The sequence below is a fragment of the Acinetobacter sp. FL genome, from assembly GCF_040744925.1.
Lineage (GTDB): Bacteria > Pseudomonadota > Gammaproteobacteria > Pseudomonadales > Moraxellaceae > Acinetobacter > Acinetobacter radioresistens.
The window spans coordinates 2,757,469-2,783,846 of sequence record NZ_CP160437.1 but is presented as its reverse complement, the minus strand read 5'-3'; the positions used below and the strand labels follow the sequence as shown (position 1 = coordinate 2,783,846).

34 protein-coding genes, 4 tRNA genes and 1 pseudogene are annotated in these 26,378 nt (G+C 43.5%); 34 read left to right on the top strand and 5 right to left on the bottom strand.

Translation table 11 applies throughout. The annotated features are described in order from the left end of the window. Nucleotides 1–2 precede the first annotated feature (2 nt). The 25 genes and pseudogenes from rplB to ABZP31_RS12970 all read left to right on the top strand — a co-directional run bounded on the left by rplB (nucleotide 3) and on the right by ABZP31_RS12970 (nucleotide 13,288). A complete protein-coding gene (gene rplB, locus ABZP31_RS13090; RefSeq protein ID WP_005018335.1) occupies nucleotides 3–827 on the top strand; it encodes a 50S ribosomal protein L2 in 825 nt (274 codons plus the stop codon). Between the two features lie 20 nt (nucleotides 828–847). Further along, nucleotides 848–1,123, top strand: coding sequence for a 30S ribosomal protein S19 (rpsS, locus tag ABZP31_RS13085; protein WP_004985338.1), 276 nt, complete (start codon nucleotides 848–850; stop codon nucleotides 1,121–1,123). Between the two features lie 9 nt (nucleotides 1,124–1,132). Continuing rightward, on the top strand, nucleotides 1,133–1,462 hold the full coding sequence (rplV, locus tag ABZP31_RS13080) for a 50S ribosomal protein L22 (protein WP_001982638.1): 330 nt from the start codon (nucleotides 1,133–1,135) through the stop codon (nucleotides 1,460–1,462). A 1-nt stretch (nucleotide 1,463) separates the two neighbouring features. Beyond that, nucleotides 1,464–2,280: pseudogene (rpsC, locus tag ABZP31_RS13075) on the top strand (30S ribosomal protein S3). Then, nucleotides 2,220–2,633, top strand: coding sequence for a 50S ribosomal protein L16 (rplP, locus tag ABZP31_RS13070; RefSeq protein ID WP_005018339.1), 414 nt, complete (start codon nucleotides 2,220–2,222; stop codon nucleotides 2,631–2,633). The pseudogene rpsC and the gene rplP overlap by 61 nt, the downstream one beginning before the upstream one ends. Further along, nucleotides 2,633–2,830: a 50S ribosomal protein L29 gene (gene rpmC / locus ABZP31_RS13065; RefSeq protein WP_005018343.1), complete on the top strand. Its 198-nt coding sequence runs from the start codon at nucleotides 2,633–2,635 to the stop codon at nucleotides 2,828–2,830. Before rplP ends, rpmC begins: the two co-directional genes overlap by 1 nt. Then, entirely contained in the window at nucleotides 2,827–3,084 is a 258-nt protein-coding gene (gene rpsQ / locus ABZP31_RS13060) for a 30S ribosomal protein S17 (RefSeq protein ID WP_005018344.1), read from the top strand. The genes rpmC and rpsQ overlap by 4 nt, the downstream gene beginning before the upstream one ends. Nucleotides 3,085–3,176: 92 nt before the next feature. Continuing rightward, nucleotides 3,177–3,545 carry a 50S ribosomal protein L14 gene (gene rplN, locus ABZP31_RS13055; protein ID WP_005018345.1) on the top strand — a complete coding sequence of 123 codons (369 nt, stop codon included), beginning with the start codon at nucleotides 3,177–3,179 and terminating at the stop codon, nucleotides 3,543–3,545. Between the two features lie 9 nt (nucleotides 3,546–3,554). Continuing rightward, nucleotides 3,555–3,875, top strand: a complete 321-nt coding sequence (gene rplX / locus ABZP31_RS13050; RefSeq protein ID WP_005018346.1) for a 50S ribosomal protein L24 — start codon at nucleotides 3,555–3,557, stop codon at nucleotides 3,873–3,875. A 15-nt stretch (nucleotides 3,876–3,890) separates the two neighbouring features. Beyond that, nucleotides 3,891–4,427 (top strand): 50S ribosomal protein L5, encoded by a 537-nt coding sequence (gene rplE, locus ABZP31_RS13045; protein ID WP_005018347.1) that lies wholly within the window; start codon nucleotides 3,891–3,893, stop codon nucleotides 4,425–4,427. 9 nt (nucleotides 4,428–4,436) lie between these two features. After that, nucleotides 4,437–4,742 carry a 30S ribosomal protein S14 gene (gene rpsN / locus ABZP31_RS13040; RefSeq protein WP_005018349.1) on the top strand — a complete coding sequence of 102 codons (306 nt, stop codon included), beginning with the start codon at nucleotides 4,437–4,439 and terminating at the stop codon, nucleotides 4,740–4,742. Between the two features lie 12 nt (nucleotides 4,743–4,754). Further along, a complete protein-coding gene (gene rpsH / locus ABZP31_RS13035) occupies nucleotides 4,755–5,150 on the top strand; it encodes a 30S ribosomal protein S8 (protein WP_005018351.1) in 396 nt (131 codons plus the stop codon). A gap of 13 nt (nucleotides 5,151–5,163) precedes the next feature. After that, nucleotides 5,164–5,697, top strand: a complete 534-nt coding sequence (rplF, locus tag ABZP31_RS13030) for a 50S ribosomal protein L6 (protein ID WP_005018353.1) — start codon at nucleotides 5,164–5,166, stop codon at nucleotides 5,695–5,697. Nucleotides 5,698–5,711: 14 nt separating this feature from the next. Next, nucleotides 5,712–6,062: a 50S ribosomal protein L18 gene (gene rplR / locus ABZP31_RS13025; protein WP_005018355.1), complete on the top strand. Its 351-nt coding sequence runs from the start codon at nucleotides 5,712–5,714 to the stop codon at nucleotides 6,060–6,062. 2 nt (nucleotides 6,063–6,064) lie between these two features. Continuing rightward, entirely contained in the window at nucleotides 6,065–6,562 is a 498-nt protein-coding gene (gene rpsE / locus ABZP31_RS13020; protein ID WP_005018357.1) for a 30S ribosomal protein S5, read from the top strand. Nucleotides 6,563–6,568: 6 nt separating this feature from the next. Beyond that, nucleotides 6,569–6,745: a 50S ribosomal protein L30 gene (rpmD, locus tag ABZP31_RS13015; protein ID WP_005012961.1), complete on the top strand. Its 177-nt coding sequence runs from the start codon at nucleotides 6,569–6,571 to the stop codon at nucleotides 6,743–6,745. A gap of 3 nt (nucleotides 6,746–6,748) precedes the next feature. Next, on the top strand, nucleotides 6,749–7,189 hold the full coding sequence (rplO, locus tag ABZP31_RS13010) for a 50S ribosomal protein L15 (protein ID WP_005018359.1): 441 nt from the start codon (nucleotides 6,749–6,751) through the stop codon (nucleotides 7,187–7,189). 45 nt (nucleotides 7,190–7,234) lie between these two features. Continuing rightward, the gene (gene secY / locus ABZP31_RS13005; RefSeq protein WP_171053907.1) at nucleotides 7,235–8,554 is read left to right on the top strand and encodes a preprotein translocase subunit SecY; all 1,320 of its coding nucleotides are present in this window, start codon (nucleotides 7,235–7,237) and stop codon (nucleotides 8,552–8,554) included. A 20-nt stretch (nucleotides 8,555–8,574) separates the two neighbouring features. Beyond that, nucleotides 8,575–8,691, top strand: a complete 117-nt coding sequence (gene rpmJ, locus ABZP31_RS13000; protein ID WP_000867907.1) for a 50S ribosomal protein L36 — start codon at nucleotides 8,575–8,577, stop codon at nucleotides 8,689–8,691. A 106-nt stretch (nucleotides 8,692–8,797) separates the two neighbouring features. Continuing rightward, nucleotides 8,798–9,154 carry a 30S ribosomal protein S13 gene (rpsM, locus tag ABZP31_RS12995; RefSeq protein ID WP_005018362.1) on the top strand — a complete coding sequence of 119 codons (357 nt, stop codon included), beginning with the start codon at nucleotides 8,798–8,800 and terminating at the stop codon, nucleotides 9,152–9,154. Between the two features lie 19 nt (nucleotides 9,155–9,173). Then, entirely contained in the window at nucleotides 9,174–9,560 is a 387-nt protein-coding gene (gene rpsK, locus ABZP31_RS12990) for a 30S ribosomal protein S11 (protein WP_001040166.1), read from the top strand. Between the two features lie 12 nt (nucleotides 9,561–9,572). After that, complete coding sequence (gene rpsD, locus ABZP31_RS12985; RefSeq protein ID WP_005018363.1) at nucleotides 9,573–10,196, top strand: 30S ribosomal protein S4; 624 nt, start codon at nucleotides 9,573–9,575, stop codon at nucleotides 10,194–10,196. A 17-nt stretch (nucleotides 10,197–10,213) separates the two neighbouring features. Continuing rightward, a complete protein-coding gene (gene rpoA / locus ABZP31_RS12980; protein WP_005018365.1) occupies nucleotides 10,214–11,221 on the top strand; it encodes a DNA-directed RNA polymerase subunit alpha in 1,008 nt (335 codons plus the stop codon). A gap of 18 nt (nucleotides 11,222–11,239) precedes the next feature. Next, nucleotides 11,240–11,617, top strand: coding sequence for a 50S ribosomal protein L17 (gene rplQ, locus ABZP31_RS12975; protein ID WP_005018373.1), 378 nt, complete (start codon nucleotides 11,240–11,242; stop codon nucleotides 11,615–11,617). 180 nt (nucleotides 11,618–11,797) lie between these two features. Further along, nucleotides 11,798–13,288: an NAD(P)/FAD-dependent oxidoreductase gene (locus tag ABZP31_RS12970; protein ID WP_248133721.1), complete on the top strand. Its 1,491-nt coding sequence runs from the start codon at nucleotides 11,798–11,800 to the stop codon at nucleotides 13,286–13,288. 53 nt (nucleotides 13,289–13,341) lie between these two features. Here the strand turns inward: ABZP31_RS12970 and ABZP31_RS12965 are convergent, their stop codons facing one another. After that, complete coding sequence (locus ABZP31_RS12965) at nucleotides 13,342–14,514, bottom strand: acyl-CoA dehydrogenase family protein (protein ID WP_248133720.1); 1,173 nt, start codon at nucleotides 14,512–14,514, stop codon at nucleotides 13,342–13,344. A gap of 183 nt (nucleotides 14,515–14,697) precedes the next feature. Here ABZP31_RS12965 and ABZP31_RS12960 point away from each other — a divergent pair, with 183 nt between their 5' ends. The 5 genes from ABZP31_RS12960 (at nucleotide 14,698) to ABZP31_RS12940 (ending at nucleotide 20,038) form a co-directional block, all read left to right on the top strand. Continuing rightward, complete coding sequence (locus ABZP31_RS12960; RefSeq protein WP_111282399.1) at nucleotides 14,698–14,955, top strand: succinate dehydrogenase assembly factor 2; 258 nt, start codon at nucleotides 14,698–14,700, stop codon at nucleotides 14,953–14,955. Continuing rightward, nucleotides 14,948–15,334, top strand: a complete 387-nt coding sequence (locus tag ABZP31_RS12955; RefSeq protein WP_005024450.1) for a hypothetical protein — start codon at nucleotides 14,948–14,950, stop codon at nucleotides 15,332–15,334. Before ABZP31_RS12960 ends, ABZP31_RS12955 begins: the two co-directional genes overlap by 8 nt. Before the next feature lie 479 nt (nucleotides 15,335–15,813). Beyond that, on the top strand, nucleotides 15,814–16,929 hold the full coding sequence (locus ABZP31_RS12950; protein WP_005024452.1) for a hypothetical protein: 1,116 nt from the start codon (nucleotides 15,814–15,816) through the stop codon (nucleotides 16,927–16,929). 77 nt (nucleotides 16,930–17,006) lie between these two features. Beyond that, nucleotides 17,007–17,600 carry a rhombosortase gene (gene rrtA, locus ABZP31_RS12945; RefSeq protein ID WP_005024454.1) on the top strand — a complete coding sequence of 198 codons (594 nt, stop codon included), beginning with the start codon at nucleotides 17,007–17,009 and terminating at the stop codon, nucleotides 17,598–17,600. Between the two features lie 158 nt (nucleotides 17,601–17,758). Next, on the top strand, nucleotides 17,759–20,038 hold the full coding sequence (locus ABZP31_RS12940) for a TRAP transporter large permease subunit (protein ID WP_248133719.1): 2,280 nt from the start codon (nucleotides 17,759–17,761) through the stop codon (nucleotides 20,036–20,038). Between the two features lie 66 nt (nucleotides 20,039–20,104). Here ABZP31_RS12940 and ABZP31_RS12935 read toward each other — a convergent pair whose 3' ends face one another. From ABZP31_RS12935 to rnr, 4 genes are all read right to left on the bottom strand, one after another. Continuing rightward, complete coding sequence (locus ABZP31_RS12935) at nucleotides 20,105–20,536, bottom strand: hypothetical protein (RefSeq protein ID WP_005407221.1); 432 nt, start codon at nucleotides 20,534–20,536, stop codon at nucleotides 20,105–20,107. 9 nt (nucleotides 20,537–20,545) lie between these two features. Further along, complete coding sequence (locus ABZP31_RS12930) at nucleotides 20,546–20,761, bottom strand: YheV family putative zinc ribbon protein (protein ID WP_248133718.1); 216 nt, start codon at nucleotides 20,759–20,761, stop codon at nucleotides 20,546–20,548. A gap of 36 nt (nucleotides 20,762–20,797) precedes the next feature. Further along, on the bottom strand, nucleotides 20,798–22,852 hold the full coding sequence (locus tag ABZP31_RS12925; RefSeq protein WP_248133788.1) for a M3 family metallopeptidase: 2,055 nt from the start codon (nucleotides 22,850–22,852) through the stop codon (nucleotides 20,798–20,800). A 194-nt stretch (nucleotides 22,853–23,046) separates the two neighbouring features. Beyond that, entirely contained in the window at nucleotides 23,047–25,455 is a 2,409-nt protein-coding gene (gene rnr, locus ABZP31_RS12920) for a ribonuclease R (RefSeq protein WP_174498813.1), read from the bottom strand. Nucleotides 25,456–25,722: 267 nt separating this feature from the next. Between rnr and ABZP31_RS12915 the strand changes: the two genes are divergently transcribed. The 4 genes from ABZP31_RS12915 (at nucleotide 25,723) to ABZP31_RS12900 (ending at nucleotide 26,365) form a co-directional block, all read left to right on the top strand. Continuing rightward, nucleotides 25,723–25,812: transfer RNA gene (locus tag ABZP31_RS12915), tRNA-Ser, on the top strand. Between the two features lie 14 nt (nucleotides 25,813–25,826). Then, nucleotides 25,827–25,903: transfer RNA gene (locus ABZP31_RS12910), tRNA-Arg, on the top strand. 74 nt (nucleotides 25,904–25,977) lie between these two features. Next, nucleotides 25,978–26,054: transfer RNA gene (locus tag ABZP31_RS12905), tRNA-Arg, on the top strand. Between the two features lie 234 nt (nucleotides 26,055–26,288). Further along, a tRNA-Arg gene (locus tag ABZP31_RS12900) sits at nucleotides 26,289–26,365 on the top strand. Nucleotides 26,366–26,378: the final 13 nt, after the last annotated feature.

Below are 26,378 nucleotides of genomic sequence, written 5' to 3'. Positions count from 1 at the left end.
TTATGCCGATTCAAAAATGTAAGCCAACGTCTCCAGGACGTCGCTTTGTAGAGAAAGTCGTTCACGACCATCTTCACAAAGGCGCTCCTTATGCTCCGTTGGTTGAAGCTAAGAAACGTACTGGTGGTCGTAACAACAACGGTCACATTACAACTCGTCACGTTGGTGGTGGTCATAAACAGCACTATCGTATCGTAGACTTCAAACGTAACAAAGATGGTATTCCTGCGACTGTAGAGCGTATTGAATACGATCCGAACCGTACCGCACACATCGCATTGTTGAAGTATGCTGACGGTGAACGTCGTTATATCATCGCGCCTAAAGGTCTGCGTGCTGGCGATAAAGTACAGTCTGGTAACGATGCTCCAATTCGTACCGGTAACTGCTTGCCACTTCGCAATATGCCACTTGGTTCTACACTACATAACATCGAACTGAAAATTGGTAAAGGCGCGCAGTTAGCACGTTCTGCTGGTACTTCTGTTCAGTTGTTGGGTCGTGACGGTTCTTACGCAATTGTTCGTCTGCGTTCAGGCGAAATGCGTAAAATTCACGTTGAATGCCGTGCTGTAATTGGTGAAGTTTCTAACCAAGAAAGCAACCTTCGCTCACTGGGTAAAGCTGGTGCTGCACGCTGGCGTGGTGTTCGTCCTACCGTACGTGGTATGGCGATGAACCCAGTTGATCACCCGCATGGTGGTGGTGAAGGGCGTAACAAAGGTATTCAACCTGTAAGCCCATGGGGTCAAAAAGCTAAAGGGTACAAGACACGTACCAACAAGCGTACGACTAAGATGATTATTCGCGACCGTCGCGTTAAGTAACAAGTAAAGGAATCTGACTAATGCCTCGTTCTCTGAAAAAAGGCCCATTCGTCGATGCGCACTTGTTCGCTAAGGTTGAAGCGGCTGTTGCGGCTAATAACCGTAAGCCGATCAAAACTTGGTCGCGTCGTTCGATGATCCTCCCAGACTTTGTTGGTCTAACAATTTCTGTTCATAATGGTCGTAACCATGTTCCAGTAATTATTACTGAACATATGGTTGGTCATAAACTCGGTGAATTCGCGCCAACTCGTACCTATCGTGGTCACGGTGTTGACAAGAAGTCTAAACGTTAAGGTGCTATGATGGAAGTTACTGCTAAATTACGCGGTGCCGCTATCTCGGCACAAAAAGCTCGTTTGGTTGCGGACCTTATTCGTGGCAAATCTGTTGCTCACGCGCTTAATATCTTGAACTTCAGCAATAAAAAAGCTGCGGTACTGGTGAAAAAAGCTTTGGAATCTGCAATTGCAAACGCTGAACACAATAACAGTTTAGATGTAGACGACCTTAAAGTTTCTACGATTTACGTGGATGAGGGCATGAGCCTGAAACGCATTATGCCACGTGCTAAAGGCCGTGCAGATCGTATTACTAAGCGTACTTGTCACATCACCGTTAAGGTAGGGGTTTGATATGGGTCAGAAGGTTCATCCAATCGGTATCCGCCTAGGTGTTGTGAAACGTCATAACGCTAACTGGTATGCGAATCCGAAACAATACGCTGAATATTTGCTTAAAGATCTTCAAGTACGTGAGTTTTTAACTAAAAAACTTAAAAGTGCGATGATCAGCAATATTCTTATCGAACGTCCTACAGGCGCTGCTAAAGTAACTATTAGCACTGCTCGTCCAGGTATTGTAATCGGTAAAAAAGGCGAAGATATTGAGAAATTACAGCGCGAACTTACCAACATCATGGGTGTTCCAGCGCAAGTAAGCATCAATGAAATTGATCGTCCAGACTTGGATGCTCGTTTAGTTGCTGAAGCGATTGCTTCTCAACTGGAAAAACGCGTTATGTTCCGTCGTGCTATGAAGCGTGCGGTACAAAATACGATGCGTGCTGGTGCTAAAGGTATCAAAGTTGAAGTTTCTGGCCGTCTAGGTGGTGCAGAGATCGCTCGTACTGAGTGGTATCGTGAAGGTCGTGTACCTTTACATACACTTCGTGCTGACATCGACTACGCTACCATGCGTGCTGAAACAACTTACGGTACAATCGGTGTTAAAGTTTGGATCTTCCGTGGTGAGATCTTGGGTGGCATGAAACAAGTCATGAACCCTGCTCCAGCTGAAGAGCGTCCAGCTAAACGCGGTCGTGGGCGTGGTGAAGGTCAAGAGCGTCGTGGTCGTCGTTCGGACCGTGCTGCAGACAAGGGAGAATAATCCATGTTGCAACCTAAACGTACCAAATTCCGTAAAGTGCAAAAAGGCCGTAACACTGGTCTAGCACATCGTGGAAGTACAGTATCATTTGGTTCTATCGCACTCAAAGCTACTGGCCGTGGTCGTATGACTGCGCGTCAAATCGAAGCTGCGCGTCGTACCATTAGCCGTCGTGTTAAACGTGGTGGTAAAATCTTTATCCGTGTATTCCCGGACAAACCAATTACTGAAAAGCCATTAGAAGTTCGTATGGGTAACGGTAAAGGTAACGTGGAATATTGGGTTTGCGAAATCAAACCAGGTAAGATCCTGTACGAAATGGAAGGTGTGAACGAAGAACTGGCACGTGAAGCATTTACGCTTGCTGCTGCTAAGCTTCCGTTTAAAACCACTATCGTGACTCGGACGGTAATGTAATGAAAACTAAAGATCTACGTGAAAAATCGGTAGAAGAATTGAAAGCTTTGCTTGATGAGCAGCAGCTTAACCAATTCCGTCTTCGTATGGCGAAAGCAACTGGTCAGTTGGGTAAATCGCACGAAGTGCAACTTGCTCGCAAGGCGATTGCTCGCATCAAGACACTCCTTACCGAAAAACAGGGGAACGGACAATGAGTGAAAATACAGTCCGCACGTTAACCGGCAAAGTCGTAAGTGACAAAATGGACAAGTCTATTGTTGTGCTTATTGAACGCCGCGTTCAACACCCGTTGTATGGCAAACTTATTCGCCGTTCAACTAAATTACACGCTCATGATGAGAACAACGTTGCTAAACTTGGCGACCTTGTGACCATTAAAGAAAGCCGCCCAATTTCTAAAACCAAGTCATGGACATTGGTTGAAGTTGTTGAAGCAGCTGCTGAGTAATTAGACGTTCTTGTTGCATCATCGGACAATTTCAAGTACTCTTTGAGCCTTTCGAAATTGTGACCGGTGATGCTCGGTTTTGGAGTAGGGCAATGATTCAAACCGAAACGATGCTCGACGTAGCAGACAACAGTGGTGCACGCCGCGTACAATGTATTAAAGTACTTGGTGGCTCACATCGTCGTTATGCTTCTGTTGGCGACATTATTAAAGTTACTGTAAAAGAAGCAATTCCACGTGGCCGTGTTAAAAAAGGCGACGTAATGAATGCAGTTGTGGTACGTACTAAGTTCGGTATCCGTCGTCCGGATGGTTCTTTGATCCGTTTTGATGACAATGCTGCTGTATTGTTAAACAACAATAAAGCTCCGATTGCCACTCGTATTTTCGGACCAGTGACTCGTGAACTTCGTACTGAACAGTTCATGAAAATTATTTCACTGGCTCCTGAAGTTCTATAAGAGGCAATCATGGCTAAGATTAAAAAAGGCGATCAGGTAATCGTGATCGCAGGTAAAGAAAAAGGCAAACAGGGTACTGTTCTGTCTGTTTCTGGTGACCGTGTTAAGGTTGAAGGCCTTAACTTGGTGAAGAAGCATCAAAAGCCAAACCGTGTAACTGGCGCTGAAGGCGGTATTGTTACTCAGGAAGCTTCGCTTCATATCTCAAACGTGGCAGTTTTTAATGCTACAACCCAAAAGGCTGACCGTGTTGGTTACCGCGTAGATGAAAACGGTGTGAAAACTCGCGTTTATAAATCTAACGGTGAATCAGTGGCGGTAGCGAAGTAATAGGTTGAATGGGCAATGGCCAGACTTAAAGCGCGTTACAATGAAGAAATCAAGACTAAGTTGAAAGAAGAACTTGGTCTTGCTAATGTGATGGAAACTCCTCGCATTACTAAAATTACCCTGAACATGGGTGTAGGTGCAGCTGCAACTGATAAGAAATTATTAGATGGCGCTGTATCTGATATGCAAGCAATTGCTGGTCAAAAACCAGTGGTAACACTTGCACGTAAGTCAATCGCTGGTTTCAAAATCCGTGATGGTTGGCCGATCGGTTGTAAAGTAACTTTACGTGGCGACCAAATGTACGAATTCTTGGACCGTCTGATCTCAATCGCAATCCCTCGTATCCGTGACTTCCGTGGTTTCTCAGCGAAATCTTTTGATGGTCGTGGTAACTATTCTATGGGCTTGAAAGAACAAATCGTTTTCCCTGAAATCGATTTTGACAAGATTGATCGTATTCGTGGTATGGACATTACCATCACTACGACTGCTCGCACCGATGACGAAGGCCGTGCGCTTATGCGTGCATTCGGCTTCCCGTTCAAATAAGAGGTCGATATGGCTAAGAAAAGTATGATTAATCGCGAATTAAAGCGCGAGAAAACCGTTGCTAAATACGCTGCAAAACGTGCTGAATTAAAAGCTACGATTGCAAACGTAAATGCAAGCGACGAAGAGCGTTTTGAAGCGATGATGAAATTACAAGCATTGCCGCGTAATGCATCTCCAATCCGTCTTCGTAACCGTTGTGGTTTAACTGGTCGTCCTCATGGTTACTTCCGTAAGTTTGGCCTGGGCCGTAATAAACTACGTGATACAGTAATGCAAGGTGATGTACCAGGCGTTGTTAAGGCAAGCTGGTAAGGAGCGACTATAATGAGTATGCAAGATACCGTTGCCGACATGCTAACACGTGTTCGTAACGCACAAATGGCGAAGAAACAAACTGTTTCTATGCCGAATTCTAAGTTGAAAGTTGCGATTGCTAACGTACTTCAACAAGAAGGTTATATTTCAAATGTAGAAGTTGCTGATGTTGAAGGCAAACCTACTTTGACTATTACTTTAAAGTATTTTGAAGGCAAGCCAGTTATCGAAACTGTGAAACGCGTAAGCCGTCCAGGTCTTCGCCAGTATCGCGGTAAAGATAAACTTCCAAGCGTCAAGCAAGGTTTGGGTATTGCAATTGTTTCTACAAGCAAAGGCCTCATGACTGATCGCGCTGCACGTGCTGCAGGTATCGGTGGTGAAGTTATTGCTTTTGTTTCTTAATAGGTGATTCCTCATGTCTCGTGTGGCTAAAGCCCCAGTAACTGTACCTAACGGTGTTACAGTTACTCAGAACGGCCGGCAGGTCGAAGTGAAAGGCACAAAAGGTAACTTGTCTTTCAACCTGCATGCGCTGGTCGAGCTAAAACAGGAAGAAGGTCAGCTTCATATTGCTCCAGTTAAAGAGTCGAAAGACGCTTGGATGCAAGCTGGTACTGCTCGCGCTGTGTTAAATAACCTTGTAAAAGGTGTTAACGAAGGCTTCGAACGCAAGTTGCAACTGATCGGTGTTGGTTATAAAGCTGCGGTTAAAGGTGACGTTGTCAACCTGAACCTTGGTTATTCTCACCCAATCGATTATTCCCTTCCTGAAGGCGTAACTGCAGAAACTCCTACTGCAACTGAAATCGTACTTAAATCTGCGAATAAACAGTTGTTAGGTCAGGTAGCTGCTGACATCCGTTCATATCGTCAACCTGAGCCGTATAAAGGTAAAGGTGTTCGTTATTCGGATGAAGTTGTACTTCGTAAAGAAGCTAAGAAGAAATAAGGCGCGAGGTTCTGATGAACGAAAAGAAACAATCCCGTTTGCGTCGTGCGAAAAGCACACGCTTGCACATTCGTGCATTGGGTGCGACTCGTTTGTGTGTAAACCGCACTCCGCGTCACATCTATGCTCAAGTTATCTCAGCAGATGGTGGCAAAGTTTTAGCGCAAGCTTCTACTTTAGATGCCTCTCTGCGTAGTGGTACTACCGGTAATGTTGAAGCAGCTACTAAAGTGGGTGCTTTAATCGCGGAACGAGCTAAAGCAGCTGGCGTTACTAAAGTTGCATTTGACCGTTCTGGTTTTAAATATCATGGTCGTATCAAAGCCTTGGCTGATGCTGCCCGTGAAGGCGGCTTGGAGTTCTAATCATGGCGAAAGTTGAACAAAACGAAGGTCTCGTTGAAAAGCTGGTTGCCGTTGATCGTGTAGCCAAGGTTGTTAAGGGTGGTCGTATCTTCTCTTTCACAGCATTAACTGTTGTGGGTGATGGTAATGGTCGTGTAGGTTTTGGTCGTGGTAAAGCACGTGAAGTTCCAGCTGCTATCTCTAAAGCACTTGAAGCTGCTCGTCGCAACATGATCACTATCGAACTTAACGATGGTACTCTGCAACACCCAGTTCGTGCTCGTCATGGCGCAAGCCGTGTATTTATGCAACCTGCATCAGAAGGTACTGGCGTAATTGCTGGTGGTTCTATGCGTGCTGTTCTTGAAGCAGCAGGCGTGCGTAATGTATTGACGAAATGCTATGGTTCTACTAACGCTGCAAACGTCGTAAATGCAACCTTTAACGGTTTGCGTGACATGACTACTCCTGAGAAAGTTGCTGCGAAACGTGGTCTATCAGTAGAACAAATTCAAGGGTAATCAGTCATGAAAACGATTAAAGTTACCCAGACTAAATCTTCATCGCACCGCTTGAAAAATCACAAGCTGAGCCTGAAAGGTTTAGGTCTGCGTCGTATTGGTCATACTGTAGAAGTGCAAGATACGCCTTCTAACCGTGGTATGATCAACCAAGTCTACTATATGGTTAGTGTAGAGGAATAAGCCATGACTCTGCGTTTAAATGAACTTGCACCTGCAGAAGGTGCTAAACGTGAAAACCGTCGTCTGGGCCGTGGTATCGGTTCTGGCGTTGGTAAGACCGGTGGCCGTGGTGTCAAGGGTCAAAAATCACGTAAGAGCGGTGGTGTACGTCCAGGTTTCGAAGGTGGTCAAACTGCACTTTACCGTCGTTTGCCTAAATTCGGCTTCACTAGCCAAATCGCTTTAAAAACTGCTGAAGTACGTTTGTCTGAACTTGCTAAAGTTGAAGGTGATATTGTTTCACTTGAAACTTTAAAAGCAGCGAATGTAGTACGTAAAGATATGTTGCGTGCTCGTGTCGTACTTTCTGGTGAAATTACTCGTGCTTTCACTGTACAAGGTGTTGCATTGACTGCCGGCGCTAAAGCAGCTATTGAAGCTGCTGGTGGCAAAGTCGAGGAGTAATCGCTAGTGTCTATGTCTCCTGGTTCTTCAAGTCATGTTAACATGATGAAAGGTCAACCTTTTCATGTGAAATACCGTGAAATTATTCGTCGAATGATGTTTCTGATCGGCGCATTGTTGGTCTTTCGGCTAGGAGCGCATATTCCAGTACCAGGCATTAATAATGCTGCGCTCGAAAACCTATTTAATGCAAACCAAGGTACGATCCTTGGTTTGTTTAATATGTTTTCAGGTGGGGCATTAGAGCGAATGTCTATCCTTGCGCTTGGAATCATGCCCTACATTTCTGCCTCGATTATTGTGCAGTTGATGTCAACCGTGATTCCAAGTCTTGAAGCCTTGAAAAAAGAAGGCGAGCAAGGTAAGCGTAAGATTAATCAGTACACACGGCAAGGTACGCTGTTGCTGGCTTTAGTGCAAGCAACCGGCATGTGTGCCGGCTTGATTGGGCAGGGGATTACCCTAACTTCAGGTTTGGCTTTTTATGTACCGGCTGTAACCTCTCTGGTTGCAGGGACCATGTTTTTGATGTGGCTTGGAGAACAGATTACCGAACGTGGTGTTGGTAATGGTATTTCCATGATTATTTTTGCAGGTATTGTAGCAGGTTTACCTAATCTGATTATGCAATCGCTTTCATCTGTAGATAGCGGCCAGACCAGCCTGATTGGCCTGGTCATTTTTGGCTTGTTATCACTTGGGGTGCTGGCGGCAATTGTATTTATCGAAAAGGCCCAACGCCGCATATCAGTAAACTATGCACAAAAACAGCAGGGCCGTCGTGTATTTACTGCTCAGCAAACCCACTTGCCATTAAAAATTAATATGGCAGGCGTTATTCCGGCAATTTTTGCCAGCTCTTTGCTGCTGTTTCCAGCAAGCTTGGGCCAGTGGGTAGGGAGTGCTGATCCAAATGCAGGGATGATCAAACGTGGTCTTCAAGACTTGGCTCTTGTATTATCGCCTGGACAGCCTTTGTATTTGGTGCTCTTTGGTGCGTTAATTATCTTTTTCTGCTATTTTTATACGGCACTTGTTTTTAGTCCAAAAGAAGTATCAGAAAACTTAAAACGCAGCGGAGCTTACGTGCCTGGTATTCGCCCAGGTGAGCAAACTGCTCGTTATTTAGATCATATTCTCAATCGTCTGACCTTCATCGGTGCGATGTATATTACAGTGATCTGCTTGATGCCGATGGTATTACAAAGTTCATTTGGTATTCCGTTTTATTTAGGCGGAACCTCCCTGCTCATCGTAGTAGTGGTTGTTATGGACTTTATGGCCCAGCTTCAGGCTCATCTGACTTCGCATCAGTATGACAACCAGAGTTTAATGAGAAAAACGACTGCTCATCCTAAAGGATAAGCGCACTTAGAGGTTTCATCATGAAAGTACAAGCTTCTGTAAAGAAAATTTGTGGTAGCTGTAAAGTTATCCGTCGTAATGGGGTTATCCGCGTGATTTGCAGCGCTGAACCTCGTCATAAGCAGCGTCAAGGTTAATCTGATCAAGACCTGTTGATTTCAGTAGGCTAATTAGGTTAATATCCGCCCCTCAAGATTTTTGTGGGGCGGTTGATTATCTCTACTGCCTTTTTGGAGAAAGTGAATGGCTCGTATTGCCGGTGTAAACATTCCGGATAACAAGCATGCTGTTATCTCCCTCACGTATATCTTTGGTATCGGTCGCCACACTGCTAAGAATATCTTAGCTGCTGCAGGCATCACACCGACTGTCAAGATCCGTGAATTGGATGATGCTCAGCTTGATGCGATTCGTGCAGAAGTTGCCAAGGTTCCAACCGAAGGTGATTTACGTCGCGAAATTTCCATGAACATTAAACGTTTAATGGATTTAGGCTGCTACCGTGGTCTTCGTCATCGTCGTAGCTTGCCTGTCCGCGGTCAACGCACCAAAACTAACGCACGTACCCGTAAAGGTCCGCGCAAACCGATTAAAAAGTAAGATTTCTGGAAGCTAAAAGATGGCTAAAGATACTCGCACACGCAAGAAGGTCACTCGTACCGTCTCTGAAGGTGTTGCACACATTCACGCGTCTTTTAATAACACCATTGTGACTATTACCGATCGTCAAGGTAATGCACTGGCTTGGGCCACTTCAGGTGGACAAGGCTTCCGTGGATCACGTAAATCAACTCCGTTTGCTGCTCAGGTAGCTGCTGAAGTTGCTGGTAAAGCAGCTTTGGATTACGGTTTGAAAAACCTGGACGTCCTTGTAAAAGGTCCTGGTCCTGGTCGTGAGTCTGCGGTTCGTGCATTAGGTGCAGTGGGTTATAAGATTAATAGCATTACCGATGTGACGCCAATCCCTCACAACGGTTGTCGCCCACCTAAAAAACGTCGCGTGTAAGGAGAAACATTCATGGCTCGTTATATTGGTCCAAAATGCAAACTCTCTCGCCGCGAAGGGACAGACCTGCAACTTAAATCTGGCGTTAAACCTTTTGACGTCAAAACTAAAAAACATGCTAAAGCGCCTGGCCAACATGGGCAATCTCGCGCTAAGCAATCTGAGTACTCACTACAATTACGTGAAAAACAAAAAGTACGTCGTATGTACGGTGTGTTAGAGCGTCAATTTAGTAATTACTATAAAGAAGCTGCTCGTGTTAAGGGTGCAACTGGTGAGAACCTGTTGAAGCTGCTTGAAAGCCGCCTTGATAACGTTGTTTATCGCATGGGTTTTGGTTCTACACGTGCAGAAGCTCGTCAGCTTGTAAGTCACCGTAGCATTACTTTAAATGGCCGTCGTGTAAACATTGCTTCTATTCAAGTAAAAGCTGGTGATGTTATTGCGGTTCATGAAGGTGCTAAACAACAATTACGTATTAAAAGCGCAATTGAATTAGCTGCTCAACGTGGAATTCCAGCTTGGATTGAAGTTGATCATTCTAAGTTCGAAGGTACGTTTAAAGCTGCGCCGGATCGTTCTGATTTACCTGCTGAAATCAACGAAAGCTTGATTGTAGAATTGTATTCTAAATAATCCTTGAGGTAGCAATAATGACGCGTACTGCAAACGAGTTTCTAACTCCGCAAGCGATCAAGGTCGAAGCGGTAAGCGGGACCTCGGCAAAAGTGATTCTGGAACCTTTAGAGCGTGGCTTTGGTCATACTCTAGGTAATGCTTTACGTCGCATTCTATTGTCTTCTTTGCCTGGCGCTGCTGTGGTTGAAGTAGAGATAGAAGGTGTCGAGCACGAGTACAGTACTTTAGAAGGCTTGCAGCAGGACATCGTCGAGCTCTTGCTGAACCTAAAAGGATTGTCTATTAAGCTGTTCGATCAAAACGAAGCTTACTTAACATTAGAAAAACAAGGTCCAGGCGATATTACTGCTGCTGACCTGCGTTTACCTCATAATGTTGAGGTGGTTAACCCAGAGCATTTGATTGGTACACTAAGTGCTTCAGGCTCAATTAAAATGCGCTTGAAGGTTGCTCAAGGTCGTGGTTATGAGACTTCTGACTCACGTTTCCCGGAAGGTGAAACCCGTCCAGTCGGTCGTTTACAGTTAGATGCTTCTTATAGCCCGATTCAACGTGTGTCTTACACAGTGGAAAACGCTCGTGTAGAACAACGTACTGACCTTGACAAGCTGATCATTGATCTTGAAACCAACGGTACTGTTGATCCTGAAGAAGCAATCCGCAAAGCGGCAACAATCTTGCAACAGCAAATTGCAATTTTTGTTGATCTTCAGAAAGATCAGGCACCTGTGGCTCAAGAACCTCGCGAAGAAGTTGACCCAATTTTGCTTCGTCCAGTGGATGATCTAGAGCTAACTGTTCGTTCTGCTAACTGTTTGAAGGCAGAAAATATTTACTACATTGGTGATCTTGTTCAACGTACTGAGGTTGAGTTACTTAAAACTCCAAACCTAGGTAAAAAATCGTTGACTGAGATTAAAGATGTTTTGGCATCGAAAGGTTTACAACTCGGCATGCGTTTAGAGAACTGGCCACCGGCTAGTCTGCGTATGGACGATCGTTTTGCCTATCGTAGCCGTTAATTAAGTAGGACTATCACCATGCGTCATCGTAATAGTGGTGTGAAATTAGGCCGTACAAGCAGTCATCGTAAAGCGATGTTCCAAAACTTGGCTAATTCTTTGTTCGAACACGAGTTGATTAAAACAACTGTGCCTAAAGCAAAAGAGTTACGTCGTGTTGCTGAGCCTTTAATCACTTTAGCTAAAAACGATACTGTAGCAAACCGTCGTTTAGCGTTTGCTCGTACTCGTTCAGCAGCAACTGTTGGTAAGTTATTTACCGTTCTTGGCCCTCGTTACAAAGAACGTAACGGCGGTTATCTGCGTGTTCTTAAAGCTGGTTTCCGTGCAGGTGATGCTGCGCCGATGGCTTATGTAGAGCTTGTAGATCGCGAAGTTCAAGCTTCTGCAGAATAATTTTTATTATTCAAAAAAGGGCCGGTTTTTAACCGGCCTTTTTTTATTAATTGTCTGACCAAATGTAAAATTGTCCTCAACTGATAAGAAAAATAGATAAATTGCATAAACTTGACATTGCCTATTGTCAATTTTGTGTTTTAATAAAATAATCGTGTTCAACAAGGTTATAACAATAAAATGGATAAACACATTGATGTTCTAATTGTAGGAGCTGGTATTTCAGGCTTGGGCCTGGCCGCGCATCTTTCTAAAAACTGCCCCCAGCGCTCATTTGAAATTGTAGAAAGACGTGAAGGAATCGGGGGAACTTGGGATTTATTCCGCTATCCAGGTATCCGCTCCGATTCGGATATGTCGACTTTTGGTTATAATTTCAAACCATGGCGTAAGGCCAAAATTCTGGCAGATGGTGCCTCAATACGCCAGTATTTACATGAGGTTGTGGATGAATTTCACCTAGACAGGAAAATTCATTTTAAACACCGAGTAATTTCTGCGAATTATGATACGGCCCTTAAACTCTGGATAGTGGAAATCGAAGACCAGCAAGGTCAGAACCAGACTTGGTACGCTAATTTTCTACTCGGCTGTACCGGTTACTATAATTATGATGAAGGCTTTATGCCTGAGTACCCTGGACAAGACCAGTTTAAAGGTACTTTGGTGCATCCTCAGCATTGGCCAGAAAAGCTGGACTATACTGGCAAGCGAGTCATTGTGATAGGTAGCGGTGCAACAGCTATTACTCTCGTACCCTCTATGGTGAAAGGGGGGGCGGCTCATGTAACTATGCTACAGCGTTCGCCTACCTATATTGCTTCAATTCCTTCTATTGATTTTGTTTATCAGAAAATGCGTGGTTTTCTTTCGGAAGAGATGGCTTATAAACTGACGCGTGCACGTAATATTGGTATGCAGCGTGCAGTCTATGCACTCTCACAGAAACAACCTAAACTGGTACGTAAGCTCCTTTTAAAATCGATCGAAATGCAGCTTAAAGGTAAAGTGGATATGAAACACTTTACTCCAAGCTATAACCCATGGGATCAACGCCTTTGTGTAGTACCCGATGGTGACCTGTTTAAAGCTTTGCGTGAAGGTCATGCCAGTGTCGAGACTGACCATATTGAAAAATTTACTGAAACAGGAATCCAGTTAAAGTCAGGCAAGCATCTGGAAGCAGATATTATTATCTCTGCAACTGGTTTGCAGATCCAGATTATGGGTGGAATACAGGGAACTGTAGATGGTCAACCGATAGATACCTCAGAACATATGCTATACAACGGTATTCTGATCAGTGACGTACCTAATATGGCAATGATTATTGGTTATATTAATGCTTCTTGGACATTAAAAGTCGATGTTGCAGCAGAGTATATCTGTCGACTACTTAATTATATGGATAAGCATCATTATGATGAAGTGATAGCGCCTACCGATCATAGTGAGATTGAACAGGATACTGTGATGGGTAGTCTGTCCGCAGGATATATCCGTCGCGCTGCCGACGTAATTCCAAAGCAGGGGAAACATGCACCTTGGCAAGTGACTAATAACTATCTGGCTGATCGTAAAGCCTTGAAACAGGCTGGCTTTGAAGATGGAATCTTGCAATTTACTAAGCGTGATAAACAGCTAGAACGTAAACCTAAACTGGTTTCATAATCCCGATTAAAAAGGAGCTTTAAAGCTCCTTTTGTAGTATTAGAATTTAGATTTTATAATGTTCTGGAAATTAACTCTTTCATGATTTCATTGGTGCCGGCATAAATTCGGTTAGCGCGGTGATCAATATAGGCACGTGCAATTGGATACTCCAGCATATAGCCATAACCACCATGCAGCTGTAAACATTCATCCACGACTTTTGAATACATATCAGAAAGCTTGTATTTGGCTGCTGCTGCTGCATCAATACCTAATTGCGCCTCAAGCTGCAATTGCATACAGCGGTCCAGGTAGGTACGGCCCATGTCAATTTCTGTACGCAATTCAGCGAGCTTAAATCGTGTATTTTGGAAAGTTGCTATCGGTTTACTGAAAGCTTTGCGTTCTTTTGTATATTGTACCGTATGCGCAAATGCAGCTTCAGCACCAGCTTGGCAAATGATTGCTACCAGCATACGTTCCCATGCCAGCTCTTTCATGAGCATCATAAAGCCTATACCTTCCATGCCCAGCAGATTTTCTTTAGGTACCCGGACATTATCAAAAAATAGCTCACAAGTATCTTGGCCTTTCATACCAATCTTATTGAGCGGTTTACCTTTGCTAAAACCTGGGCGGTCAGCCTCTACCATAATCAGAGACAGGTTTGCTGAACCTTTATCACTGTTCCCGGTTTTACAGACTACAATTGCCATATCGCAAAGATAACCATTGGTAATGAATATTTTCGAACCATTGATGACATATTCATCCCCATCCAGTATCGCCGAGGTACGTACTGCCTGAAGATCAGAACCAGTACCCGGTTCAGTCATAGCAATAGCAGTTACTACTTCGCCGGTGGCCATTTGTGGCAGCCAGTACTGTTTCTGCTTTTCATTACCAAAGTTATTAATATAATTCGCTACAATATCAGAATGCAGAGAAAAACCGGTCGCTGAGTCACCTGCATATGCCTGTTCTTCAATCAAAATCATACTATAAAGCCGGTCTACACCAGCGCCGCCATATTCTTCTGGCATGGTCGGGCAAAGCAGACCCAGAGCTCCAGCTTTATTCCATAAATCACGATCTACATGCTGCTGTTGCTCGTATCGTTCTGTATAAGGGATGACTTCCTTTTCATAAAATTTACGTACAGTCTCACGAAATGCATCATGATCAGAATTAAACAGATTTCTAGGTAACATGGGTGCAAGCGGACGAATAGCAGCAGATTGCATTTTTTGTTTTATCCTTGTGTGATATTTTCTTTTAAACCTAAACAGCCCGGCTTTTTTGTACAATAGGCCAAATGCTCAATCACCATCAAAAAATTGATGGTTTTCGCCATTTTATGGAAAAGCTGCAAATTTTAAGAGTGGATCAGTTAAACTATTCTGAAATTATTCACTTGGGAATAGAAAATGTCTGAAGAAATGACTTTGGAAGAACGTAAAGTAATTTACCGTGCACGCCGGGGACTAAAAGAAATTGATGTATATTTTGACCCTTATGTAAAACAATATTATTTACAAGCTGATGTGGAAGAAAAAGCCACCTTCGCCGAGCTCGTCGCACAGGAAGATCCTGATCTTCTAGACTGGTTTATGGAGGTTTCTGAACCTCCACGTCCGGAGATGAAACAGCTAATCATTAAACTTAAACATTATGTCCATGGTTAAGCAGTGTTTTAAGCTGAAACCTAGCCGCATGGCTATTATGGTTCAGCTTTCTTTACTACTCGGTTTGCTGATTTTGTTCTATTCACTACTACCGTTGGGGCTATGGCTACTCTGTTCTGTCATTGGTTTGATAAGTTATAGCTTATTTTTAAAAGCGCCGCGTCCTGTACGCTTTGAATATCTAGATGCTGAAGAATGGACTCTTCAGTTCTGTAAAGCTAAACACTTAGATCGTGTTGTGATTCGAAAGATAATTGATCATCAACTTTATATTGTAATTTATTTTCAGAAAAATCAGGTTAAACCCTTGGTTATCTGGAGTGATCAATTGTCTCTTGTATACTGGAAAAAATTAAAAATGTTAGCCAAGCTGTATTAGTAATATTAAAATATTGTTTTAATTTACTTTTTTGTTTATGTAAATTATTTATTAATCCGATTATTAGGTGAGTTGCTGTTCGTCAAATAAATTATAAAAATTTTAATTTGTCTGACAATTCTTCATGTCTAGTTGTCAAACATAGGTTAAATTGATTCACAAGCAGTTTTTAATATCTTTACTTTTTAAGATAACACTAGATTAAAACGCTGCATCAAATTTAAAAAATTACAAATGAATTTGAATGTAGGGTTTGCACTGAATATGTCCAGTTAATAAGTAGCATGTGCTGAACCGTCGCAATGCTACTTTTTTTTGCCTAAATTTTTTAAATTTCCTGATTCAGGTCATATTTAATCGTACTTTTTACTGGCACAGTTGCAGTGAAAATTAGAGTAATTACTCTTCTCTTCAGATTTTGCATCTGATATGTTGAGCTAACTCATGGATATAACAAAATTAAAAAGAGGACAGGAAGAATGTTAAACGTCCAAAAAATTGGCCAAGGCATGGCACTCGCAGTAATGGCAAGTTCTTTATTTACCGGATGTTCTTATGCAGTAAAGTCTGGGACAAATCTGGCCTTGGGCTTTAGTGAACGGCACATTGTGCCCCCAATACTGGCTATGAATGATTCGGATATGGTCTGTAATTCTGGTAATGCTTTAACACCGGCAATTATGGCGACTAAAGATATGGGGGGAGATCCTACCCGCATAGCTGTGTTGCTTTACACGGCTTCTGGCATGTGTGCGGAAAATCAGGCACTTGAAGCCGAGCTGCGTTATTTGCGTGCATCAAAAAGTGGTAACGTGACCGAAGCACAGGATGCCCGGATTGAGCAAAAACGCTGGGCTGCAACTGCTGCACAGCGCCAGTATACGGCCTATCAACTATTTGCAGAGCGCTGGGAAGCAAAACATAAAGCTACCCTCGGTGACTCATGTCCGACCATGCGTAGTGACCTAGACCAGACTGTGTATTTGCTGGGAATGATCAGCGGCTTGCAAGCCATGACTAATGATATTAATTCGGGGGGGGAAGCCAATGTACCTAAAGATATCGCTGCAATTGTAGAGCGCGGCATGACTTGTCTGGATAATAACAAGTTCTGGGGCGCTCCACAGGCGACCCGCGCCGTGATCTGGACTCTGTTGCCTGGTTCAGGTGATGGTAAACCCGACCCGTATCAAACCTTAAAACAATCGGTACAAATTGGAGAGCAAAAAGGCGTGCGCATGTCACATGCATTATATGCAGTCGCAGCACAGGCATCAGGTGATGATAATAAAATCCGTGATGCATTACGTACCTATCATGCCTCACTTGCTGAAGACAAACCGGTTAATCCGGATTACCGTTTAATCGATACAATGGCAGGAATGATGGTTCGCGGTATTTCTGATCGTTACTGGACTGAGAATACCGGAGTACGTACTGCTGAAGGCGGGATGAGCAGTTTCTGGGATGAGCAGCAATCTGGCAATGAACTAGAGGACCTGTTTGAAGGGGGAGATACAAATGGCGTGGAGGACTCTAGCGATATAGAAGTCGAAGCATCAGATACCCCAAACGAAACTAAACAGGGCAATTAACAGTTCAAAAAGGGCAGAACATGATGCTAGCATAATCTGGATTTACCTACATTTGAATATGGCGAGTATAAGGGCATATGACTATAAACGACTGGAATTTAATTAAGAAGTTAGTTTTTATAGCCAGCTGTGCCTCAATTTCAGCCTGTTTACAGGTATATGCGGATTATTTTATTTATTGGCGTGATCTTGTATTTAGAGAGCCGTGGCGTTTATGGTCTGCCCACTGGGTTCATGTAGGCTGGATACACTATTTACTGAACATGCTGGCATTCTCTTGTCTGCCTTTTATTTTTCCCCATATTCGTATTCGCAATTTCTTTTTCTTGCTGATTGTTTTAGCTCCACTCATCAGCCTGAGTTTTTATTATATTTTACCCTCAGTTGAAGCCTATGCAGGTCTATCCGGTGTCTTGCATGGTTTATATGTAGCAGGCGCAGTCATCTATAGCCAGTATAAAAGAGAGCGTAAATTTGCATTGTTAGTATTCAGTCTGATACTGGCCAAACTACTTTGGGAAAATACAGTAGGTCAGCAGGGAACAGCAGAGCTAATTGGCAGTCCCGTACTGGTTGAAGCTCATCTGCTAGGCGTATTCTGGGGCACTATATTGGCCTTAATTGCTCTGGTATACCGCAGGAGGAAAATTAAAATAGGCATGGCAATTTAGAAAAAGAGCAAGGATCGTATTTAACTACTTTTTACAGTTTCATCATAAATAGCGTAACCGTAGTGTGGATAAGGATATATCCACATTAAAGAAATAAAAAAAGAATTTTATGCCCAAGCATTGCTGAAGCATAAACACAGGATAAAAGTGGAAAGAACATGCAACCAACACAAAAACAAACTGGCTTGGGCCGCCTAAGCTATATCTGGACAGAGTGGATTTCCACTTTTGTTATTCTTGTTTTGTTACTGCTTACACTGGTGATTGGGACCGGTGAAATGATTCATGGTCAACTACTACGGATGGGAGAACGTCTGTATGGCGATCCTACAAGTGGAATGCAATATTCGTTTTTACGGGCTGAACCAGAAAAACCAACCTGTGAACGTCATCCTGATATTGATGCACAGGTACAAAAACAGATGCAGGCCAATGCAGCAGATGAGTTCGCTGATATTTTCGGCACCGCTTCAGAAGCTGATGTTAGGGCTTCGATCTTGGCAGGGCAGCAACTCTGTGAAGAAAAATATCAGTTCCATGATCGAGCAGTTACCTATATTGATGAGCACAGTACCCTCAGAACATATCGGGCTGTCGAAACTTCATTTTTCGGAGTTTTTCAATTTGGAACCGAAAACCGTGCTCTAATTCTAGTTATTATGGTGGTATTTGCTGCCATCAGCGCGACTTTAAAAACCCATCATATTGGTTTGCGGAGCCCCGCTACCCGAATTGACTATAAAGTATATTCGGTCTTCATGCTGGCGGCGAATCTGTTACTCACTTCATCTGCTTTAAGCCAATATCATTCAATGATGAATGCCGGAGTTGAAATTGGCCGGGAAATCCAGATTATTTATGGGCTGTGGATTACCCTGTTTGGTATATTAAGCCTGATCAGCTTATTTTATCTGTTTAAGCCTCCTAAACCGTCACGTGAAGGCGGCAGCTTTGGTCTGGCATTTCTAAGTGTGCCTTTATATGCCTATATGGCAGTAATTACTGGGGTGGCCTTTACTTTCTTCATGGACTATCCGATGGGTCAGGGAATTTATCTCGGACAATTGGTCGAGTTCTCCAGTATCTTTTTAAATCTGGCTTTATTTATCTGGGCAGGGATGCTGTTAAAACAGACCCATATTGTAGATATGTTCCTGAATATTTTACGTCCATGGAACTTGGCTCCAGAAACTTTGACCTGGTTAATTTTGCTGGCTGCTGCTTTGCCTACAGCTTATACCGGTGCATCGGGAATTTTTGTTATTGCAGCCGGCGCGATTATATATAAAGAGGTTTGGCTTTCAGGTGGGCGCCGACAGTTCGCACTGGCCGCAAGCGCCATGTCTGGCTCACTTGGTGTAGTATTACGTCCATGTCTGTTGATTGTAGTGGTCGCTTCACTGAACAAGGAAGTAACGACTGACTTACTTTATCACTATGGTTTATATGTATTTTTATTGACTTCGACACTGTTTCTCGTTATTTCACTCTTCTTTGCCGAACGGAAATTTCGGATTGCTGCGCCAAGTGTCGCTTTTCCAAAGTCATTTCGTGCTATAGGCCCAGTACTACCTTATGTACTGATCTTTGTATTGATCTGGCTATTTTACAAATATATCCTGGCAACCGATCTTAATGAATTTACAGCGCCAGTCATGATGCCCGTAATTCTGCTTATGATTGTTCTGTTTGATAAGTTAAGGCAAAGCCCGGAAGCTGTTACTACGGTAGGCTACAATCCTGCTGTAGACCGTTATGCAGTAACAATGGGCGATCCAGCTACACTGGCTACAGTGAACACCGCTATACCTGCGACTGAATACCATCAGGTGGTTACAGCTAACGCAACACAAGGAATGTCTGCTGATCATAGCGTAGCAAGATCAGGTCCGGTAAAAGAACCCCAAGTAGGTTTTAAGCGTGCTTTACATTTATCTACCAGTGAAACAGTGGGCCATATTGGTGCTTTAGTAATTCTCATGGCACTGTCAGTCAGTGTGGGTGGGTTTCTGGAACACATTGAGATTATGAGTGCTTTCCCAACTGATATCAGCAATACCTTTTTAATGCTGGCAATGATTGTTGCTGTCATGGTATTTGTTGGCATGATTATGGACCCATTTGGGGCAGTCATTCTAATCTCAGCTACAATTGCGCCCGTGGCTTATCAATATGGTATCCATCCTGTACATTTCTGGATGATTGCTTTAATTGGTTTTGAACTGGGCTATGTCACGCCACCTGTTGCCTTAAACCATCTCCTTGCCCGTCAATCTATTGGTGATGAAGAGGTAGCAGATGCGGATGCAGAAGTACGCCATAAATCATTTTACTATCGCTATGAGCGGTGGATATTACCAGTTATTGTAATGTTTCCTGCGATGCTAATTATTACTTTCGCGCCTTATATTTTTAAGCTATTCGGCTGGTATCAGTAAAATATTGAAACATTAATAAAAAAGCACTCTCGAGTGCTTTTTTTGTAAGTATCTTTAGGCAACAGACTAGCTCGAAGGTTGTTGTGCCAGCTGGGCTTCAAGCAATTTAATCTGCTCTTCTTTAAGCTGAATCAGTTTATCTGCACTGGCATGCTGTTCTTGAAGAAGTGCCTGCTGCTGCTTTAACTGGTCCTGGATATCATCCAGTTTAGCAATTTCTTCTTTAGCCAGTGCTGGAGCCGGATGAACAGGTTCATTTAGGAGCTGATCATCGACCAAGGGAGGACCTTGTTTGGCTTGCTGAGGTTCGGACTGGTCTGAAGGGACAGCATTCATAGGCTTTGATGTACTTTGCTTAACTTCTACCGGCTGTGAGACAGCAGGGGACTGGTCTTGTAGCAACCAGAAATACAGCGCGATCATGACGATGATTGCCGTGATAACACCGGCAATAAACCATAATAAGTTTGAATTATTTTTTTGCACTGTAACAGACATCTTTACAGCCTACTGTTTCTGACGAGGCTTGAACTGGATTACCCCTACATCATCAGGAAGAGCAAGTTCCTGTGGCTGCTCTATATGAGTAGGACGCCGATCTGAATAACTACATTCAATGCATTCAATCCATTCATCATCTTCGGTAGTCAGCATAATAATTTTATCCAGCGCTTCGCATTTTGGACATCTTACTCCTGCGATAAAACGACGTTTAATATTCATTATCCTAACCACACACTGATTAAATAAAGGACTAGTTTAAGCGGTTTTAGGGTGATCCGTCCAACCTTGATGACGTAATAGCGCGTCAATTTTAGGTTCACGACCACGGAAATTGACAAAAGCATCTAGTGCCTTATCTTTACCACCTGCGGCCAGTATGGCTGAACGGAAAGCCTTGCCGGTTTCAGTATTGAAAATACCTTCATTTTCAAAGCGGTCAAATGCATCACTTGCCAGTACTTCAGCCCACTTGTAAGAATAATAACCAGCAGCATAACCGCCGGCAAAGATATGACTAAAACTGTGCTGGAAGCGATTATAGGGTACAGCTGGCACTACTGCATATTGTTCGCGAATATCATCCAGAACCTGCTGAATCTGTGAGCTATTTAATGCTGACGTCATTTTATGAATAGTAAGGTCAAATAGTGCAAACTCGACCTGACGTAAAGTCTGCATGCCAGACTGGAAAAAACGTGCTGCCAGCAGTGCCTGTAATAACTGCTCTGGTAAGGCATCTTTAGTTTCAATATGTTCACTTAACAGGTTCAGGCTCTGCTGATCCCAAGTCCAGAATTCCATAAACTGACTAGGTAGCTCGACTGCATCCCATTCCACACCATGTGTACCTGCTACTGAAATATTGTCGACTTCGGTGAGCATGTGGTGCAGGCCATGACCAAATTCATGGAATAGCGTATTGACTTCATCATGAGTGAGCAGGGCAGGTTGTGTTCCGACTGGGGGAGTAAAGTTACAGACCATGTAACATACAGGCTTTTGCAGGTGTTCGGATTGCTGCATGCGTGAACGGAATCCGCTCATCCAGGCTCCGCCGCGTTTACCGCTACGGGCATACAAATCAAAATAGAAACCGCCCAGAACTTCGCCTTGGTCTTCAAGCTCAAAATAATGTATATCGGGATGCCATGTGGCTGCTTCCCGCTCTACAATCTGGATACCATATAAACGTTCTACGATCTGGAATAAACCACGAATGACTTTAGGAGCAGGAAAGTAAGGCTTTAGATCTTCCTGAGACAGATTGAACTGTTGTTGTTTAAGTTTTTCTGAGTAGTAGGCTGTATCCCAAGGTTTAAGCTCATTCACCCCATCTGAGCCGGCTATTGCTTTAAGTTCAGCAATTTCTTTCAGAGCGGGCTTACGGGCATGTTCAGCCAGTTCAACCAGAAATTTATGCACACTGTCTACATCGGGTGCCATCTTGCTAGCCAAGGAGTACTCAGCATAGTTGTTAAAACCTAGCAGTTTTGCCATTTCCTGACGCAGACTCAGAATTTCTTCCATAATCTGGCTATTATCATATTCAGGATGGTCAGACTGCTCTGAAGCGCGTGTAGTATAGGCCTTATATAGTTCTTCACGTAACTCGCGGTCATCGGCATAAGTCATAATTGCCAGATATGCAGGCAGGTCCAGTGTTGCCACAGGCTGTTCCAGTTCACGCTGCTGTCCATACTGTTTTAGCAGCTCGATACTGCTTTGTGGTAAGCCCCTGAGCTGCTCCTGTTCAAGCGGTTTAAAATAGGCCTGCGTAGCATCTAGCACGTGATTGGAAAAATCTGAAGAGAGTTGTGATAAACGTGCAGAAATCTCTGCATAGCGTTTCTTTTCTTCACCTTCTAGAGCAACACCTGAAAGTTTAAAGTCACGTAATGCCAGTCGAATGGCACTTTGCTGAGCTTCTGGCAACAGGGAGAAGTCAGGGCCGTCATGTAGAGCCTGATAAGTCTGATACAAGACACTATGCTGACCAAGTTCAGTATAATATTCACTTAAGGCAGGAAGTAAGGCCTGAAAAATCTCGCGTGTTTCGCTATTATTCATCACGGCATTTAAATGCGAGAGTATGCCCCAAGACTCGCTCATATTATTCTCAAGCGTATCTACCTGTTCCAGTATGTGAAGCTGTTGCTGGTGATTTTCTGGGACTTGCTGTAACTGCTTTAAAAAAGCCTGACCATATTCAATCTGCTGTTCAATCTGCCGCTTTAAATGCTCAAGTTTGATCTGGTCAAATTGTGGCAAAGGTAAAGTTGCTTTTTCCAAAGTCATCGTTATACGCCTGATTTTCAAAATACTTGCTACTAGATGTAAGACTTGTATAAAGGGAAATCAAGAGTTGGCAGGAAAATAAGCGTGGGAATCTTGTGGCTGAGCATTAAACTTGCCTTTAAAAAACATGATTGTAATAAAATTTTTAATAAGGCTAAAAATGAAAAGGCAAGAGATTAGCTCTTGCCATTCACCAAAATAAAGAAGATTTAATCCTGCCGTGATTTGGCATTGGACCTGCGCTTCTTATCCTTTGATTTTTTCTTGGGAGCTTCTTTGCTTACAGAAGCCTTTTCAGCAGATTTTTTTCCTGACTTCTTGGTATAAGAGCTAGGTTTACTGCTTTTATTGCGTTTTTTACGGACAGGTTGCTCACCAGAGTCATCCTTGTTGCGTGCGCCGTGATTTTCTTCCCGCACCTGTGCAACGCGAGGGGCACGGCTACGCACTGCTCGTCCAGCATGAGTAAGTTGCCGAACCAGCTCAAAGTCAATTTTCCGTTCTTCAAGCTGAACACCTGCAACCTTAATTCTGACTTCATCTCCCAAGCCAAAAACCTGGCCACGAGACTGGCCAATCAGACTCTGACTCGGCTGGTCATAGACAAAAAAGTCATCTCCAAGCTGGCTGACATGCAGCATGCCATCAACGTACAGATCTTTCAGGGTAACGAACAGCCCGAATTCAGTTACAGCACTGATTATACCATCGAATTCTTCACCTAGATGCTGCTGCATATAATGGCATTTTAGCCACATTGTTACACTACGGGAGGCTTCATCAGCACGGCGTTCTGTCTGAGAATAATGCTCACCTGCCTCAGCCAGCTGGTTGCCTGACAGGGCAAATTGTTTATGTTTCAAATGTGCTTTAATTGCGCGGTGTAACAGTAAGTCCGGATAGCGGCGGATTGGCGAGGTAAAATGAGTATAAGCTTCATAAGCCAGACCGTAATGACCGATATTTTCTGGTCCATAATAAGCCTGCATCATAGAACGTAATAATACGGCATGAATACTTGGTGCATCAATCCGGTCTTTTGTTGCTTCAATGACGGCCTGATAATCGGCCTGAGTTGGCTGCTCCGGGAAATTTAACCCCAGGAGTTTCACATAATCCCGTACTTTCTGGGTACGTGAAAATTCTGGTGCATCATGGACTCGATATAACATTGGAATTTCATTTTTCAATGAATATTCAGCAGCTGCAACGTTAGCCAGCAGCATACATTCTTCAATCAGTTTATGTGCTTCATTACGGCTACGTGGCAAAATTTCCTTAATACCGCCCAGCTCGTCAAATGTCATATATGTTTCGACAGTTTCAAATTCCATCGCATGACGTTTTGCACGTAATTCTTTCAGGACCTGATAAAGTTGGAACAGGGTATTAAGTGATTTGCGAACAGTACGATCTTCAGGGACAGCTTGGCTGTCACCGTCCAGATAGGCAGCAACCTGGGTATAGGTCAGACGCGCTTTAGAGTGCATGACTGCCGGATAAAATTCATACTGGGTAACACGGCCGGCACGTGAAACATTTAAATCACAGACCATACACAAGCGGTCCAGATGCGGATTCAGTGAACAGAGACCATTAGAGAGCGCTTCTGGCAACATCGGCAGGACAAAATGCGGAAAATACACAGAGGTCCCGCGTTCTTCAGCTTCTTCATTCAGTGCTGTGCCCAAACGTACATAGTGACTGACATCAGCGATTGCGACCACCACTCGATAACCACCGCCCGGACGTTTTTCTGCGTATACGGCATCATCAAAATCGCGTGCATCTTCACCGTCAATTGTGACCAGAGCCAGATCACGTAAATCTACCCGGCCCTGACGGTCCTGTTCATCCGGCTCTTTAAAACTGGCTGCTTCCTTTAAAACCTCTTCAGGAAACTCATAAGGCAGCCCATATTCCAAGATGGTTTGTGGAATGATAATTTCAGTATCGGCTTTATCTGCCATTGATTGCACAATATGACCGGTAGAAAACTCTTCCCGAGTCGGATAATCATCAATGGCAACACGCACCATATCACCCAAGTTAATTTTGGCGTGATCGATCAGTTCTTTTTCCAGGGTAATCGGTTGATGCTGGTTTGGCATGGAAGGCTGAATAAAATATTCACCTTCATACATTTTCAGCTGCCCAATAATCTGCTTGACCCGGCGCTGGATTACTTCAGTAATAAAGCCCCAAGCTTTACCCTTGCGGTCAGTACTGGTCTGACGTACCCGTACCCGGTCACCATTAAAGACCAGACGCAGTTCACGTTCTGGTAAATACAAATTATCCTGGCCATCAATCTGTGCGATGCCCATACCTTTTGTATTGATATACACTGTAGCTTCATAAGTAGGCAAGTCAGCAACCAGCTGAAACTTGAATCCATCCTTGACCAGTTGTCCATCACGTACCATTGCAATCAGGCGGTGATTAAGCGCGTCAATACTTTTTTGGTCCTGGATTTCAAAATGCTCAACCAGGTCGGCATGGGATTGCGGCGCCTGTAACTGTTCAATCGTTTTTTGAATCAAAATACGACTTGGAATAGGATTGTCATAACGTTCAGCTTCTGCTTTAGCTTCAGGATCGACCCAATTTTTCATAATTTCGTTTGGCTTGACATCAGAAGATACCTTTAGCATAAGTCATGCCGGCCCGGACTGCACGTAAATGATTGCAATAATGTGTTTTATCTTGAGAATAATCGGAAACTAAGTACCTCAAAAATTATAGAGTGAGCATTTAAAGATCAGAAAAGTCTGTAAAACCCGATAAATTGCTTAAAAAATATTTAATTGAACAAAAAAGGCAGAAATTTTTTCAGTCATGGCTTGATGATTGGGAATTAAGTTTGTATTATGGCGGCTCGTTACGGTGAGATGGGTGAGTGGCTGAAACCACGTCCCTGCTAAGGACGCATACGGGTAACTGTATCGAGGGTTCGAATCCCTCTCTCACCGCCAACGATTACCTCAATGCGCTCATAGCTCAGCTGGATAGAGCACTTGGCTACGAACTAAGGGGTCGGGAGTTCGAATCTCTCTGAGCGCACCAATTTATCGGTTTAATTCCTATAAATATTTGAAGTAATTGATTGTAACGACTTGCCGTTAATGGCACACAAGTACGCGCTCATAGCTCAGCTGGATAGAGCACTTGGCTACGAACTAAGGGGTCGGGAGTTCGAATCTCTCTGAGCGCACCAACTTGAACATTAAACCGCTTTATAGCGGTTTTTTTGTGCCTGAAAATAATAGATTACTACTTTAATAAATTGGCCTTTAGCTACTTTGGAAATATGAAAACTGCTTATAAAAATTTTTGATCAAGAGTTATCTGATTTTCTCCAAAACGCTTACTAACTAGGCATTCAGATAAAAGTTGTTAAAAAAGACTTATAAAAGTCTGAAAAACACGTATAATGCGCAGCATCAAGTACGCGCTCATAGCTCAGCTGGATAGAGCACTTGGCTACGAACTAAGGGGTCGGGAGTTCGAATCTCTCTGAGCGCACCAACTTGATAAACGA

Bases quoted from the DNA above. Each gene is read 5' to 3' on its own strand.
- rplO (WP_005018359.1), top strand. From the start codon at position 6,749: ATGACTCTGCGTTTAAATGAACTTGCACCTGCAGAAGGTGCTAAACGT.
- rpsD (WP_005018363.1), top strand. From the start codon at position 9,573: ATGGCTCGTTATATTGGTCCAAAATGCAAACTCTCTCGCCGCGAAGGG.
- ABZP31_RS12970 (WP_248133721.1), top strand. From the start codon at position 11,798: ATGGATAAACACATTGATGTTCTAATTGTAGGAGCTGGTATTTCAGGC.
- rplN (WP_005018345.1), top strand. From the start codon at position 3,177: ATGATTCAAACCGAAACGATGCTCGACGTAGCAGACAACAGTGGTGCA.
- rpsS (WP_004985338.1), top strand. From the start codon at position 848: ATGCCTCGTTCTCTGAAAAAAGGCCCATTCGTCGATGCGCACTTGTTC.
- secY (WP_171053907.1), top strand. From the start codon at position 7,235: ATGAAAGGTCAACCTTTTCATGTGAAATACCGTGAAATTATTCGTCGA.
- ABZP31_RS12950 (WP_005024452.1), top strand. From the start codon at position 15,814: ATGTTAAACGTCCAAAAAATTGGCCAAGGCATGGCACTCGCAGTAATG.
- rplX (WP_005018346.1), top strand. From the start codon at position 3,555: ATGGCTAAGATTAAAAAAGGCGATCAGGTAATCGTGATCGCAGGTAAA.
- ABZP31_RS12935 (WP_005407221.1), bottom strand. From the start codon at position 20,536: ATGTCTGTTACAGTGCAAAAAAATAATTCAAACTTATTATGGTTTATT.
- rpsH (WP_005018351.1), top strand. From the start codon at position 4,755: ATGAGTATGCAAGATACCGTTGCCGACATGCTAACACGTGTTCGTAAC.
- rpsK (WP_001040166.1), top strand. From the start codon at position 9,174: ATGGCTAAAGATACTCGCACACGCAAGAAGGTCACTCGTACCGTCTCT.
- rplP (WP_005018339.1), top strand. From the start codon at position 2,220: ATGTTGCAACCTAAACGTACCAAATTCCGTAAAGTGCAAAAAGGCCGT.
- rpoA (WP_005018365.1), top strand. From the start codon at position 10,214: ATGACGCGTACTGCAAACGAGTTTCTAACTCCGCAAGCGATCAAGGTC.
- rpsQ (WP_005018344.1), top strand. From the start codon at position 2,827: ATGAGTGAAAATACAGTCCGCACGTTAACCGGCAAAGTCGTAAGTGAC.
- rpmD (WP_005012961.1), top strand. From the start codon at position 6,569: ATGAAAACGATTAAAGTTACCCAGACTAAATCTTCATCGCACCGCTTG.
- rplB (WP_005018335.1), top strand. From the start codon at position 3: ATGCCGATTCAAAAATGTAAGCCAACGTCTCCAGGACGTCGCTTTGTA.
- rpmJ (WP_000867907.1), top strand. From the start codon at position 8,575: ATGAAAGTACAAGCTTCTGTAAAGAAAATTTGTGGTAGCTGTAAAGTT.
- ABZP31_RS12930 (WP_248133718.1), bottom strand. From the start codon at position 20,761: ATGAATATTAAACGTCGTTTTATCGCAGGAGTAAGATGTCCAAAATGC.
- rplE (WP_005018347.1), top strand. From the start codon at position 3,891: ATGGCCAGACTTAAAGCGCGTTACAATGAAGAAATCAAGACTAAGTTG.
- rrtA (WP_005024454.1), top strand. From the start codon at position 17,007: ATGACTATAAACGACTGGAATTTAATTAAGAAGTTAGTTTTTATAGCC.
- ABZP31_RS12965 (WP_248133720.1), bottom strand. From the start codon at position 14,514: ATGCAATCTGCTGCTATTCGTCCGCTTGCACCCATGTTACCTAGAAAT.
- rpsE (WP_005018357.1), top strand. From the start codon at position 6,065: ATGGCGAAAGTTGAACAAAACGAAGGTCTCGTTGAAAAGCTGGTTGCC.
- rplV (WP_001982638.1), top strand. From the start codon at position 1,133: ATGGAAGTTACTGCTAAATTACGCGGTGCCGCTATCTCGGCACAAAAA.
- ABZP31_RS12940 (WP_248133719.1), top strand. From the start codon at position 17,759: ATGCAACCAACACAAAAACAAACTGGCTTGGGCCGCCTAAGCTATATC.
- rpmC (WP_005018343.1), top strand. From the start codon at position 2,633: ATGAAAACTAAAGATCTACGTGAAAAATCGGTAGAAGAATTGAAAGCT.
- rpsM (WP_005018362.1), top strand. From the start codon at position 8,798: ATGGCTCGTATTGCCGGTGTAAACATTCCGGATAACAAGCATGCTGTT.
- rplR (WP_005018355.1), top strand. From the start codon at position 5,712: ATGAACGAAAAGAAACAATCCCGTTTGCGTCGTGCGAAAAGCACACGC.
- rplQ (WP_005018373.1), top strand. From the start codon at position 11,240: ATGCGTCATCGTAATAGTGGTGTGAAATTAGGCCGTACAAGCAGTCAT.
- ABZP31_RS12955 (WP_005024450.1), top strand. From the start codon at position 14,948: ATGGTTAAGCAGTGTTTTAAGCTGAAACCTAGCCGCATGGCTATTATG.
- rplF (WP_005018353.1), top strand. From the start codon at position 5,164: ATGTCTCGTGTGGCTAAAGCCCCAGTAACTGTACCTAACGGTGTTACA.
- rpsN (WP_005018349.1), top strand. From the start codon at position 4,437: ATGGCTAAGAAAAGTATGATTAATCGCGAATTAAAGCGCGAGAAAACC.
- ABZP31_RS12960 (WP_111282399.1), top strand. From the start codon at position 14,698: ATGTCTGAAGAAATGACTTTGGAAGAACGTAAAGTAATTTACCGTGCA.